This window comes from Cryobacterium sp. TMS1-13-1 (genome assembly GCF_004403125.1).
Taxonomy (GTDB): domain Bacteria; phylum Actinomycetota; class Actinomycetes; order Actinomycetales; family Microbacteriaceae; genus Cryobacterium; species Cryobacterium levicorallinum.
Window position 1 is genome coordinate 38,484 of sequence record NZ_SOGX01000022.1, and the last position, 12,013, is coordinate 50,496.

Here is a 12,013-nt window from a genome sequence, read left to right on the forward strand (position 1 = left end):
GTCCTGAGGAGGACCCACAGTGGCCAAGGCCAAGTTCGAGCGGACAAAGCCGCACGTAAACATCGGAACGATCGGTCACGTTGACCACGGAAAGACCACGCTGACTGCAGCGATCTCCAAGGTTCTTGCCGATAAGTTCCCGTCCAAGATCAACGTTCAGCGCGACTTCGCGTCGATTGACTCGGCTCCGGAAGAACGCCAGCGCGGCATCACGATCAACATTTCGCATGTTGAGTACGAGACCGACAAGCGTCACTATGCGCACGTCGATGCTCCCGGCCACGCTGACTACATCAAGAACATGATCACCGGTGCTGCTCAGATGGACGGCGCAATCCTCGTGGTTGCCGCTACTGACGGCCCGATGGCTCAGACCCGTGAGCACGTTCTTCTCGCCAAGCAGGTCGGCGTGCCGACCCTCATGGTCGCGCTGAACAAGGCCGACATGGTTGACGACGAAGAGATCATGGAGCTCGTTGAGCTCGAAGTTCGTGAACTTCTCTCCAGCCAGGGTTTCGATGGCGACAACGCCCCCGTTATCCAGGTCTCCGCACTCAAGGCGCTTGAGGGCGACGAGAAGTGGACCGCCAACATCCTTGAGCTCATGAAGGCCGTTGACGAGTACATCCCGGACCCGATCCGCGACAAGGACAAGCCGTTCTTGATGCCGATCGAGGACGTCTTCACGATCACCGGCCGTGGCACCGTTGTGACGGGCCGCGCCGAGCGTGGAACCCTCAAGATCAACTCTGAGGTCGAGATCGTCGGCATCCGTCCGACGCAGAAGACCACGGTTACCGGTATTGAGATGTTCCACAAGCAGCTCGACGAGGCGTGGGCCGGCGAGAACTGTGGACTTCTTCTTCGTGGCACCAAGCGCGAAGACGTTGAGCGTGGCCAGGTCGTCGTCAAGCCGGGTTCGGTTACGCCGCACACCGACTTCGAGGGCACCGCGTACATCCTCAGCAAGAACGAGGGTGGGCGTCACAACCCGTTCTACGCGAACTACCGCCCGCAGTTCTACTTCCGCACCACGGACGTCACCGGCGTCATCACGCTGCCCGAGGGCACCGAGATGGTTATGCCTGGCGACACCACCGACCTGACTGTCGCGCTGATTCAGCCGATCGCCATGGAAGAGGGCCTCGGCTTCGCTATCCGTGAAGGTGGCCGCACCGTCGGCGCCGGCACGGTGACCAAGATCATCAAGTAGTCTTTTTCACCTACTGATCTCCTAAAAGGGGTCGGGCCTTCGGGCTCGGCCTTTTTTTTGTACCCACGCGGCTGTCGGAACTTTGCAGACGGATGCCTCGGCCCCGCTCGTCGCGAGGATGCCAGGGTCTGGGTTCCGGCGGATGGCGTTGCGCCTGGTTCTCTGCAGAATCCTCAGTTTTCGGTTATGGTCTGCCCATGCAGATATCTAAGCTCGAAATGCGCATCCTGATGACGATCGCGATACTGGTGGTCGGCATCCTCGCCGTGGTGATCGTGCCGCGATTGGTCGGGTCCGCCCCCGCTGCCCAATCGGCCGTTGGGCCGGAAGCGTCCGCGCCGGCCCCGAGCGCGATCCCTACCCCGACGTTTGCGCCGACGCCCATTCCCTCGCCGACTGCGAAGACGGAACAGCAGATCCTCGACGGCATCGTGGCGAGCACGGTCAGCGTCTACAGCGTGCTGGTCTGCAACAGTCTCGACGAGTACGCCGCCCTGTCGATCCCCGAAATCATCACCAAGGTGCTGGCCGAATACCCGACATCGGGCCTCTCCGACCAGTCGCGTCAAATCATGGCCGAGCGAGTGCTGACCGAGTCCGCCGCCAAGAGCTGCGCCGACCAGAGTCCGCGCGTCGTCGCCGGCATTCAGGGCTAGCCCCGCGCAGCGCAACAGAGTGCAGGACCGTGGCCGGCCGCGGGCCTCCGTCTGAGAATCGCCTGATAAGAACGAGCCGACGAGACGCGTGCGACACGCCCGGGTTGCATGAAGTGGCAACTGTGTGGCAGACTCTTCTAGTTCAACACTTTCGGTGTGCGCTACGCGTCGCCGGAATCACTGCCAGGCAGTGCATAGTCGCGTCACCCTCTACGAAGAACACTTGTCGCAAGAGCAACGATCGCAGGCTAGGCCGCAGGGAGCAGAGCGCAGCATAAATCAACGATCTGGTCGGCCTGGGTAAAACCGTGTCGTCCCCCAGGTTCTGCTCTGGGAGTCGGCGTTGATGATGAGCGTCGTTTATTCGTACGTGATTCAAATTGACATTTGAACAGTGGTGCTTTCAGCAGCAGTGCTACTACGGCGTCCAATGCAACCTCGGCAAACAGTGCCGTTGTCTGTAAGACGCCTCGACAGAGAGAGAGTTCGACATGGCGGGACAGAAGATCCGCATTCGACTTAAGTCGTATGACCACGAGGTCATCGACATTTCGGCGCGCAAGATCGTCGACACAGTGACCCGTGCGGGCGCTACAGTCGTCGGCCCGGTGCCGCTTCCGACCGAGAAGAACGTGGTGTGTGTCATCCGTTCTCCTCACAAGTACAAGGACAGCCGGGAGCACTTTGAAATGCGCACCCACAAGCGTCTGATCGACATCATTGACCCGACCCCGAAGGCTGTTGACTCGCTCATGCGCCTCGACCTTCCGGCCGACGTCAACATCGAGATCAAGCTCTAGGGCCCGCGATGTCTTACGCAGATACCAAAACCACCAAGGGTCTCCTTGGCAAGAAGCTCGGCATGACCCAGGTGTGGGACGAGAACAACAAGCTTGTTCCTGTTACCGTCATCGAAATCGCGCCGAACGTTGTCACGCAGGTTCGCACCAAGGCCGTCGACGGCTACAACGGCGTTCAAATCGCCGCTGGCCCCATCGACCCGCGCAAGGTCAACAAGCCCCTTGCCGGTCACTTCGACAAGGCCGGCGTCACGCCGCGTCGCCACATCACCGAGCTCCGCACCGCGGATGCCGCTGACTACAACCTCGGCCAGGAGCTCACCGTTGACGGTGTTTTCGCTGCCGGCACCAAGGTTGACGTCATGGGCACCAGCAAGGGTAAGGGCTTCGCCGGTGTTATGAAGCGTCACAACTTCAAGGGTGTTTCTTCCTCACACGGTTCGCACCGTAACCACCGCAAGCCCGGTTCCATCGGTGCTTCTTCGACCCCGAGCCGTGTCTTCAAGGGCATGCGCATGGCCGGTCGTATGGGTGGCGAGCGCGTAACCGTGCTGAACCTCAAGGTGCACGCTATTGACGCCGATAAGGGCCTCATGCTCGTCAAGGGTGCCGTTCCCGGTGCTCGTGGCCGCCTCGTATTCGTTCGCAACGCAGTGAAGGGAGCGTAGTTCTTATGGCTACAGCACTCGACATCATTGACGCCAAGGGCAAGAAGGCAGGCTCTGCCGAGCTTCCCGACGCGCTCTTCGACGTTCCCGCCAACATTCCTCTCATTCACCAGGTCGTTGTTGCGCAGCTTGCTGCCGCACGCCAGGGAACGAGCAAGGTCAAGCGCCGTGGAGAAGTTTCCGGTGCCGGCCGCAAGCCGTTCAAGCAGAAAGGAACCGGTCGCGCTCGTCAGGGCTCGATCCGCGCTCCTCAGATGACCGGTGGTGGAATCGTCCACGGACCGACCCCGCGCAGCTACGACCAGCGCACCCCGAAAAAGATGATTGCCGCAGCCCTCAAGGGTGCACTGAGCGACCGCGCCCGCGGTGGCCGCCTGCACATTGTCGAGGCACTGTTCACGGCTGAGACCCCCAACACGAAGATTGCCCTGGAGCTGCTTTCGCAGATCGCCACGAGCAAGCACGTGCTGGTTGTTCTTGAGCGTACCGACGAGATCACGTTGCGCAGCATTCGCAACATCCCGACGGTGCACATCCTCTCGTGGGACCAGCTCAACGCCTACGACGTGCTCGTCAGCGACGACATTGTCTTCACCACTGCCGCGTTCAACGCGTTTGTGGAGAGCAAGACCAAGAAGGAAGAGGTGGCCGCATAATGACTATCGCGACCAACAAGGACCCCCGCGACATCATCATCTCTCCGGTTGTCTCTGAGAAGAGCTACGGCCTGATTGACGAGGGTAAGTACACCTTCATCGTTGACCCCCGCTCGAACAAGACGGAGATCAAGCTCGCGATCGAAAAGATCTTCAAGGTGCAGGTCGCTTCGATCAACACCCTGAACCGCGTGGGCAAGACTCGCCGCACCAAGTTCGGCATGGGCAAGCGCAAGGACACCAAGCGTGCCATTGTCACGCTCAAGTCTGGCTCCATCGACATCTTCACGGCCGTCGGCTAAGCGACAGGCAGAGGGATAACTAATGGCTATTCGTAAGTACAAGCCCACGACCCCGGGTCGACGCGGTTCATCCGTTGCCGACTTCGCGGAAATCACGCGTTCCACCCCGGAGAAGTCGCTTCTGCGTCCGCTCTCCAAGACCGGTGGACGTAACAACCAGGGCCGCATCACGACCCGTCACATCGGTGGTGGCCACAAGCGCCAGTACCGCGTGATCGACTTCAAGCGCAACGACAAGGACGGCGTCAACGCCCGCGTCGCTGAAATTGAGTACGACCCGAACCGCACGGCGCGCATTGCGCTCCTGCACTTCATCGACGGCACAAAGCGTTACATCATCGCGCCGAACAAGCTCAGCCAGGGCGACATCATCGAGTCGGGAGCCGGGGCTGACATCAAGCCCGGCAACAACCTGCCGTTGAAGAACATCCCCACCGGTACCATCATCCACGCGATCGAGCTGCGTCCGGGTGGCGGCGCCAAGATGGCCCGCTCCGCCGGAGCATCCGTTCGTCTGGTCGCGAAGGAGGGCGTCTACGCCCAGCTTCGTCTGCCGTCTGGTGAAATCCGCAACGTGGATGCTCGCTGCCGCGCGACGATCGGCGAGGTCGGTAACGCCGAGCAGTCGAACATCAACTGGGGCAAGGCCGGACGTATGCGCTGGAAAGGCGTTCGCCCGACCGTTCGTGGTGTTGCCATGAACCCGGTCGATCACCCGCACGGTGGTGGTGAGGGTAAGACGTCCGGTGGACGTCACCCCGTCAGCCCCTGGGGCCAGAAGGAAGGGCGCACCCGCCACCCGAATAAGGAAAGCGACAAGCTCATTGTTCGTCGCCGCACCGTCGGCAAGAAGCGTAAGTAGGAGTAGACGATGCCAAGAAGTCTTAAGAAAGGCCCTTTCGTTGACGACCACCTGCTTCGCAAGGTGTTCGCGGCGAACGAAGCCAAGAGCAAGAACGTAATCAAGACCTGGTCGCGCCGCTCGATGATCATCCCCGACATGCTCGGACACACCATCGCAGTGCACGACGGACGCAAGCACATCCCGGTGTTCGTCACCGAGAGCATGGTCGGCCACAAGCTCGGCGAGTTTGCGCCCACCCGCACCTTCCGTGGACACGTGAAGGACGACAAGAAGGGCCGTCGCCGCTAGCGCGGGGACGTGAAGGAGGAGAAGAAATGGTGGAGTCGATCGCACGCGTGCGTCACATCCGCGTTACCCCCCAGAAGGCTCGTCGCGTCGTTGACATGATCCGCGGCAAGCAGGCGCATGAAGCGCTGGGAATTCTGAAGTTTGCGCCCCAGGGCGCATCCGATCCGGTGTACAAGCTGGTGGCCTCGGCCATCGCCAACGCCCGGGTCAAGGCAGATGCAGCCAACACGTATCTGGACGAGCAGGACCTGTTCATCAGCCGGGCATTCGTTGATGAGGGTACGACCCTCAAGCGTTTCCAGGCTCGTGCCCAGGGTCGCGCATTCGAAATCAAGAAGCGCACCAGCCACATCACGGTTGTGCTCACCACTCCTGAGGAGGGTACGAAGTAATGGGTCAGAAAGTAAACCCCTATGGCTTCCGTCTGGGAATCACCACCGATCACGTATCGCGTTGGTTCTCTGACTCGACCAAGCCGGGTCAGCGTTACGCTGACTTTGTCGCAGAAGACGTCAAGATCCGTCGCCTGCTGAGCACCAGCCTCGACCGTGCCGGTGTCAGCCGCATCGAGATCGAGCGCACTCGTGACCGCGTTCGCGTTGACATTCACACCGCCCGTCCGGGCATTGTGATTGGTCGCCGCGGCGCGGAGGCCGAGCGCATCCGCTCTGACCTGGAGAAGCTCACCGCCAAGCAGATTCAGCTGAACATCCTCGAGGTCAAGAACCCCGAACAGGATGCCCAGCTGGTCGCGCAGGGTATCGCCGAGCAGCTCTCCGCACGTGTGGCCTTCCGCCGCGCGATGCGTAAGGGCCTGCAGGGCGCACAGCGCGCCGGCGCCAAGGGTGTTCGCATCCAGGTGTCCGGTCGTCTGGGTGGCGCCGAGATGAGCCGCAGCGAGTTCTACCGCGAAGGCCGGGTGCCCCTGCACACGCTTCGCGCGAACATCGACTACGGCTTCTACGAAGCCAAGACCACCTTCGGCCGCATCGGCGTGAAGGTCTGGATCTACAAGGGCGACATCACCAACAAGGAACTCGCTCGCGAGCAGGCCAACGCTAAGTCGTCCCGCCCCGAGCGTCGTGACGATCGACCGCGCCGTGCACCTCGTGCAGATGCTCCGGCAGCGGCACCGGTCGCAGCAGGAGTTGAGGCTAAATAATGTTGATTCCACGTAGAGTCAAGCACCGCAAGCAGCACCACCCGGGTCGTACCGGCCACGCTACTGGTGGCACCACGGTCTCCTTCGGTGACTATGGCATCCAGGCGCTGACCCCCGCGTACGTGACCAACCGTCAGATCGAGTCCGCTCGTATCGCTATGACACGTCACATCAAGCGTGGTGGAAAGGTGTGGATCAACATCTACCCCGACCGCCCGCTGACCAAGAAGCCGGCCGAAACCCGCATGGGTTCCGGTAAGGGTTCGGTCGAGTGGTGGGTTGCCAACGTCAAGCCGGGACGCGTTCTCTTCGAGCTCAGTGGTGTCACCGACGCCGTTGCGAAAGAGGCACTTACCCGTGCAATTCACAAGCTGCCCCTCAAGGCACGCATCATCAAGCGCGAGGAGGGCGACGCATAATGGCGATCGGAACCAAGGAGCTCGCCCCAGTCGAGCTCGACACTTTTGACAATGAGAAGCTGTTCGAAGAGCTGAAGAAGGCCAAGGAAGAGCTGTTCAACCTGCGCTTCCAGTCGGCCACCGGTCAGCTCGAGAGCCACGGCCGCCTCCGCGCGGTCAAGCGCGATATCGCTCGCATCTACACGGTTCTCCGTGAGCGCGAGCTGGGCATTCGTGCCACCCCGGTCGCAGCCCCGGCTCCGGCCAAGGCTGAGAAGGCCGACAAGAAAACCAAGAAGGCCAAGGCCGCAGACGAGTCCACGGACGACGCTGCAGCCGAGACCGTCGAGACGAAGGAGGCCTAGTCATGGCGAAGACTGACGAAACGGTCGTCGCAGCCGAGGCAGAAGCTCTCGTTCGCGGTTACCGCAAGACGCTGCGTGGTTACGTGACCAGCGACAAGATGAACAAAACCATCATTGTCGTGGTCGAAGACCGCGTGAAGCACCCGTTGTACGGCAAGGTCATCCGCCGTACATCCAAGCTGAAGGCGCACGATGAGGCGAACTCCGCCGGCATCGGCGACCTGGTCCTGATCAGTGAGACCCGTCCGCTTAGCGCCTCAAAGCGCTGGCGCCTGGTCGAGATTCTTGAGAAGGCCAAGTAAGCCTCGCGCTTACTTGACGTAAAGGAGTTATAAAGTGCTTCAGCAAGAATCACGAGTACGGGTTGCCGACAACAGCGGCGCCAAGGAACTCTTGACCATCCGCGTTCTCGGTGGCTCCGGCCGTCGTTACGCCGGCCTGGGCGACGTCATCGTCGCTACGGTCAAGGATGCAATCCCGGGCGGAAACGTCAAGAAGGGTGACATTGTCAAAGCTGTCATCGTTCGCACCAAGAAGGAAACCCGTCGTCCAGACGGCTCCTACATTAAGTTCGATGAGAACGCTGCAGTGATCTTGAAGGCAGACGGTGACCCCCGCGGCACCCGAATCTTCGGACCGGTCGGTCGCGAGCTTCGCGACAAGAAGTTCATGAAGATCATCTCGCTGGCACCGGAGGTTATTTAATCATGGCCAGAATCAAAAAGGGTGACCTCGTACAGGTCATCAGCGGCCGCAGCCAGGCTCGCGGCGGAGACCGTGGCAAGCAGGGCAAGATCATCTCCGTCGACGTCGAGAAGAACCGTGTCCTCGTTGAGGGCATCAACTTCGTGACCAAGCACGTTCGCGTCGGACAGACCCAGCGCGGCACCAAGACGGGTGGCATCGAGACCTTCGAAGCCGCCATCCACGTGTCCAACGTTGCCATCGTCGACCCGGAGACCAAGAAGCCGACCCGCGTCGGCTTCCGCCAGGAAGAGGTAACGAAGGACGGCGTCACCAAGACGGTCCGCATTCGTTACGCCAAGAAGTCAGGGAAGGACCTCTAATGACTGACACCGTTACCGGCACCGCCCCTGAGGGCACCGCGCCCGTCAAGGACCTGCCGCGTCTGAAGCAGAAGTACCGCGATGAGATCAGTGCCAAGCTCTCCGAGGAACTCGGCTTCACCAACGTGCACCGTATCCCCACCCTGACGAAGATTGTCGTCAACATGGGTGTCGGAGAAGCAGCACGCGACGGCAAGGTGATGGACGGTGCGGTTTCTGACCTCACCAAGATCACCGGCCAGAAGCCGCAGGTCACCAAGGCTCGCAAGTCCATCGCGCAGTTCAAACTGCGTGAGGGACAGCCCATCGGCGCCCACGTCACCCTTCGTGGCGACCGCATGTGGGAGTTCCTGGACCGGCTGCTCAGCCTGGCCCTTCCTCGCATCCGTGACTTCCGCGGCCTGTCCGACAAGCAGTTCGATGGTGCGGGCAACTACACCTTCGGTCTGACCGAGCAGGTTATGTTCCACGAAATTGACCAGGACCGCATTGACCGCGTTCGCGGTATGGATATCACGGTTGTTACGACCGCGAAGTCCAACGATGAGGGTCGCGCGCTGCTCAAGGCGCTCGGCTTCCCGTTCAAGACGGCCGACGCACAGAAGTAGCGTTTTTCAACTAGAGTTGGGAGCTTGCGCTTGCGAGCTCCCAACTCATGGTTGGCCCCGCCCTGCAGAAATGCCAGGCGCACACAGATTTTCACCCCGGAAGCCGTTCAACCGATCGGTTTCCTCACCACCACAGGTCGTCATTCGCGTAACGGATGATGAAACCAGGCGAGAAAGGCACCACAAAATGACAATGACAGATCCGGTCGCAGACATGCTGACCAGACTGCGCAACGCTAACTCGGCGTACCACGACACAGTGTCGATGCCGCATAGCAAATTGAAAGCGCACATCGCTGACATCCTCAAGGCACAGGGTTACATCTCTGCCTGGACCGTCAAGGATGCAACAGTAGGCAAGACCCTCACGCTGGACCTCAAGTTCGGTCCGAACCGTGAGCGTTCCATCGTCGGCATCAAGCGGGTTTCCAAGCCCGGCCTGCGCGTGTACGCAAAGTCGACTGAGATCCCCACGGTTCTCGGCGGCCTCGGCGTTGCCATCCTGTCCACCTCCAGCGGTCTGCTTACCGACCGCCAGGCTGAGAAGAAGGGCGTAGGCGGAGAAGTTCTCGCCTACGTGTGGTAACTGAGAATGTCACGTATTGGAAGACTCCCCATCCCGATCCCTGCCGGGGTCACGGTTGTGGCTGACGGCCAGGCCGTCTCCGTCAAGGGCCCGAAGGGCGAGCTCGCGCTCGTCGTTTCCAACCCCATCACGGTGTCGATCGAGGACGGTCACGTTCTCGTCACCCGTCCGAACGACGAACGCCAGTCGCGTTCGCTGCACGGTCTGACACGCACCCTGATCAACAACCAGATCATCGGCGTAACCGTTGGTTACACCAAGGGTCTCGAAATCGTCGGTACCGGTTACCGCGCGGCGCAGAAGGGCACCTCTGTTGAGTTCGCCCTCGGCTTCTCGCACCCGGTCGTCGTTGAGCCGCCCGTCGGCATCGTTCTGACCGTGGAGAGCGTCAACAAGCTCACGGTCAGCGGAATCGACAAGCAGGCCGTCGGCGAGGTTGCCGCCAACATCCGTAAGATTCGCAAGCCAGAGCCCTACAAGGGCAAGGGTGTGCGTTACGCCGGCGAGATTGTTCGCCGCAAGGCCGGAAAGAGCGGTAAGTAGCCATGGGACTCGGAACTAGAGGCAAGAGCAAGGCCGCAGCCCGCGGACGTCGACACACCCGTCTTCGCAAGAAGATCGAGGGAACGGCGCTTCGTCCGCGCCTCGTCGTCACGCGCTCGGCTCGCCACGTATTCGTGCAGGTCGTCGACGACAGCAAGGGCTTCACCCTTGCGTCGGCATCCACGCTCGAAACGGACTTGCGCACCTTCGATGGTGACAAGACCGCCAAGGCCCGCAAGGTCGGTGAGCTCGTTGCTGAACGTGCGAAAGCCGCCGGCATCGAAGCCGTTGTATTTGACCGTGGTGGCAGCAAGTACGCAGGACGCGTCGCAGCCATCGCTGAAGGAGCTCGAGAGGGTGGATTGAACCTGTGAGCACTGAAAAGATCGAAACCACAGCACCTGTTGCTGCCGAAGCGGTTGCACCGGTTGAAACCGCTGCTTCCACGACCCCGCCGCAGAACGAGCCCCGCGAGGCTCGTCGTGGTGGCCGTGAGCGCAACCCGAACAAGGACCGCGGAAGCCGCGATGCCGACAAGAGCCAGTTCCTGGAGCGCGTCGTCACCATCAACCGCGTGTCGAAGGTCGTCAAGGGTGGTCGTCGCTTCAGCTTCACCGCTCTCGTCGTTGTCGGCGACGGTAACGGACTGGTCGGCGTTGGATACGGGAAGGCCCGCGAGGTCCCGACCGCTATCTCCAAGGGCGTCGAAGAGGCGAAGAAGAACTTCTTCCGCGTTCCTCGCGTTGGCCTGACCATCCCGCACCCCGTACAGGGTGAGGCGGCAGCCGGCGTCGTTCTGCTTCGTCCGGCAGCAGCAGGTACCGGCGTTATCGCTGGTGGCCCGGTGCGCGCCGTACTCGAATGCGCTGGCATCCACGACGTGCTGAGCAAGTCGCTTGGTTCGTCGAACACCATCAACATCGTGCACGCCACGGTCGAGGCACTGCACCAGCTCGAAGAGCCGCGTGCGGTTGCGGCTCGCCGCGGCCTGGCCTATGAAGACGTGGCTCCGGCCCGTTTCCTGCGTGCCGACGCTGCTGCAGCTGCAGCAGCCGCAACCGCGAAGGCAGGTGCCTGATGGCCCAGCTGAAGATCACACAGATCAAGTCCAAAATTAGTGAGAAGCAGAACCAGCGCGACACTCTTCGCAGCCTGGGTCTGCGACGCATTGGCGCCGTTACGATCCGCGAGGACAACTCGCAGAACCGTGGCTACGTCAACACCGTCGCTCACCTCGTAAAGGTCGAGGAGATTGACTAATGGCTGACGAGAAGGAAGCTACCAAGGTAGCCGACAAGCCCGCCACGAAGAAGGCCGCTGCCCCCAAAAAGGCCGCAGCACCGAAAAAGGCCCCCGTTGCAGCCGAGCCGACTGAGCCTCGCGAGCACGTGCTGAAGGTACACCACCTTCGCCCGGCTCCCGGAGCGAAGAAGGCCCGCATGCGCGTTGGCCGTGGTGAAGGATCCAAGGGTAAGACCGCGGGTCGAGGCACCAAGGGCACGAAAGCGCGTTACAGCGTACGCGTCGGCTTCGAGGGTGGGCAGATGCCTCTGCACATGCGCACCCCGAAACTGCGTGGATTCAAGAACCCGTTCCGCGTCGAGTACCAGGTTGTCAACCTGGAAAAGCTCGAACTGCTCTACCCGAACGGCGGCGATGTCACCATCGCCAGCCTGATCGCCAAGGGTGCGGTTCGTGACAACGAAAAAGTCAAGGTTCTCGGTACCGGTGAGATTACCGTTAAGCTGAACGTGACGGTCGACAAGGTCTCTGCTTCAGCTGAGCAGAAAATTGTTGCCGCGGGCGGATCTGTAAAGTAAACCCGTAGACGCTCCA

At 61.1% G+C, this 12,013-nt stretch carries 22 protein-coding genes; all 22 read left to right on the forward strand.

Translation table 11 applies throughout. The features are described 5' to 3' along the window. Nucleotides 1-19 precede the first annotated feature (19 nt). The gene (gene tuf / locus E3T31_RS17350) at nucleotides 20-1,213 is read left to right on the forward strand and encodes an elongation factor Tu (RefSeq protein ID WP_092451161.1); all 1,194 of its coding nucleotides are present in this window, start codon (nucleotides 20-22) and stop codon (nucleotides 1,211-1,213) included. A 197-nt stretch (nucleotides 1,214-1,410) separates the two neighbouring features. Further along, entirely contained in the window at nucleotides 1,411-1,869 is a 459-nt protein-coding gene (locus E3T31_RS17355) for a hypothetical protein (protein WP_134470658.1), read from the forward strand. A 491-nt stretch (nucleotides 1,870-2,360) separates the two neighbouring features. Further along, complete coding sequence (gene rpsJ, locus E3T31_RS17360; protein ID WP_035834607.1) at nucleotides 2,361-2,669, forward strand: 30S ribosomal protein S10; 309 nt, start codon at nucleotides 2,361-2,363, stop codon at nucleotides 2,667-2,669. 8 nt (nucleotides 2,670-2,677) lie between these two features. Next, a complete protein-coding gene (rplC, locus tag E3T31_RS17365; RefSeq protein ID WP_092451157.1) occupies nucleotides 2,678-3,337 on the forward strand; it encodes a 50S ribosomal protein L3 in 660 nt (219 codons plus the stop codon). A gap of 5 nt (nucleotides 3,338-3,342) precedes the next feature. Next, complete coding sequence (rplD, locus tag E3T31_RS17370; RefSeq protein ID WP_134470660.1) at nucleotides 3,343-3,993, forward strand: 50S ribosomal protein L4; 651 nt, start codon at nucleotides 3,343-3,345, stop codon at nucleotides 3,991-3,993. Next, on the forward strand, nucleotides 3,993-4,295 hold the full coding sequence (gene rplW / locus E3T31_RS17375; protein ID WP_092107233.1) for a 50S ribosomal protein L23: 303 nt from the start codon (nucleotides 3,993-3,995) through the stop codon (nucleotides 4,293-4,295). Before rplD ends, rplW begins: the two co-directional genes overlap by 1 nt. A gap of 22 nt (nucleotides 4,296-4,317) precedes the next feature. Further along, nucleotides 4,318-5,157 (forward strand): 50S ribosomal protein L2, encoded by an 840-nt coding sequence (rplB, locus tag E3T31_RS17380; protein ID WP_092451153.1) that lies wholly within the window; start codon nucleotides 4,318-4,320, stop codon nucleotides 5,155-5,157. 9 nt (nucleotides 5,158-5,166) lie between these two features. After that, entirely contained in the window at nucleotides 5,167-5,448 is a 282-nt protein-coding gene (gene rpsS, locus E3T31_RS17385; RefSeq protein WP_092107237.1) for a 30S ribosomal protein S19, read from the forward strand. 26 nt (nucleotides 5,449-5,474) lie between these two features. After that, nucleotides 5,475-5,840, forward strand: a complete 366-nt coding sequence (gene rplV, locus E3T31_RS17390) for a 50S ribosomal protein L22 (protein WP_092339439.1) — start codon at nucleotides 5,475-5,477, stop codon at nucleotides 5,838-5,840. Beyond that, on the forward strand, nucleotides 5,840-6,610 hold the full coding sequence (gene rpsC / locus E3T31_RS17395) for a 30S ribosomal protein S3 (RefSeq protein WP_092107240.1): 771 nt from the start codon (nucleotides 5,840-5,842) through the stop codon (nucleotides 6,608-6,610). The genes rplV and rpsC overlap by 1 nt, the downstream gene beginning before the upstream one ends. Next, nucleotides 6,610-7,029 (forward strand): 50S ribosomal protein L16, encoded by a 420-nt coding sequence (gene rplP, locus E3T31_RS17400; RefSeq protein WP_092451151.1) that lies wholly within the window; start codon nucleotides 6,610-6,612, stop codon nucleotides 7,027-7,029. Before rpsC ends, rplP begins: the two co-directional genes overlap by 1 nt. After that, on the forward strand, nucleotides 7,029-7,373 hold the full coding sequence (gene rpmC, locus E3T31_RS17405) for a 50S ribosomal protein L29 (RefSeq protein WP_104132055.1): 345 nt from the start codon (nucleotides 7,029-7,031) through the stop codon (nucleotides 7,371-7,373). The genes rplP and rpmC overlap by 1 nt, the downstream gene beginning before the upstream one ends. A 2-nt stretch (nucleotides 7,374-7,375) precedes the next feature. Next, nucleotides 7,376-7,675 (forward strand): 30S ribosomal protein S17, encoded by a 300-nt coding sequence (gene rpsQ, locus E3T31_RS17410; protein WP_092451147.1) that lies wholly within the window; start codon nucleotides 7,376-7,378, stop codon nucleotides 7,673-7,675. Nucleotides 7,676-7,709: 34 nt separating this feature from the next. After that, nucleotides 7,710-8,078, forward strand: a complete 369-nt coding sequence (rplN, locus tag E3T31_RS17415) for a 50S ribosomal protein L14 (RefSeq protein ID WP_092451145.1) — start codon at nucleotides 7,710-7,712, stop codon at nucleotides 8,076-8,078. Nucleotides 8,079-8,080: 2 nt separating this feature from the next. Then, nucleotides 8,081-8,440, forward strand: coding sequence for a 50S ribosomal protein L24 (gene rplX / locus E3T31_RS17420; protein ID WP_092451143.1), 360 nt, complete (start codon nucleotides 8,081-8,083; stop codon nucleotides 8,438-8,440). Further along, nucleotides 8,440-9,048 carry a 50S ribosomal protein L5 gene (rplE, locus tag E3T31_RS17425; RefSeq protein WP_134470662.1) on the forward strand — a complete coding sequence of 203 codons (609 nt, stop codon included), beginning with the start codon at nucleotides 8,440-8,442 and terminating at the stop codon, nucleotides 9,046-9,048. The genes rplX and rplE overlap by 1 nt, the downstream gene beginning before the upstream one ends. A 187-nt stretch (nucleotides 9,049-9,235) precedes the next feature. Further along, complete coding sequence (rpsH, locus tag E3T31_RS17430) at nucleotides 9,236-9,634, forward strand: 30S ribosomal protein S8 (protein ID WP_092107248.1); 399 nt, start codon at nucleotides 9,236-9,238, stop codon at nucleotides 9,632-9,634. 6 nt (nucleotides 9,635-9,640) lie between these two features. Continuing rightward, nucleotides 9,641-10,177 carry a 50S ribosomal protein L6 gene (gene rplF / locus E3T31_RS17435; RefSeq protein ID WP_092451139.1) on the forward strand — a complete coding sequence of 179 codons (537 nt, stop codon included), beginning with the start codon at nucleotides 9,641-9,643 and terminating at the stop codon, nucleotides 10,175-10,177. Between the two features lie 2 nt (nucleotides 10,178-10,179). Next, nucleotides 10,180-10,551 carry a 50S ribosomal protein L18 gene (rplR, locus tag E3T31_RS17440; protein ID WP_092107252.1) on the forward strand — a complete coding sequence of 124 codons (372 nt, stop codon included), beginning with the start codon at nucleotides 10,180-10,182 and terminating at the stop codon, nucleotides 10,549-10,551. Beyond that, the gene (rpsE, locus tag E3T31_RS17445) at nucleotides 10,548-11,255 is read left to right on the forward strand and encodes a 30S ribosomal protein S5 (protein ID WP_369831234.1); all 708 of its coding nucleotides are present in this window, start codon (nucleotides 10,548-10,550) and stop codon (nucleotides 11,253-11,255) included. The genes rplR and rpsE overlap by 4 nt, the downstream gene beginning before the upstream one ends. Beyond that, the gene (gene rpmD, locus E3T31_RS17450) at nucleotides 11,255-11,437 is read left to right on the forward strand and encodes a 50S ribosomal protein L30 (RefSeq protein ID WP_066597599.1); all 183 of its coding nucleotides are present in this window, start codon (nucleotides 11,255-11,257) and stop codon (nucleotides 11,435-11,437) included. The genes rpsE and rpmD overlap by 1 nt, the downstream gene beginning before the upstream one ends. After that, nucleotides 11,437-11,997: a 50S ribosomal protein L15 gene (rplO, locus tag E3T31_RS17455; RefSeq protein ID WP_134443831.1), complete on the forward strand. Its 561-nt coding sequence runs from the start codon at nucleotides 11,437-11,439 to the stop codon at nucleotides 11,995-11,997. Before rpmD ends, rplO begins: the two co-directional genes overlap by 1 nt. Nucleotides 11,998-12,013: the final 16 nt, after the last annotated feature.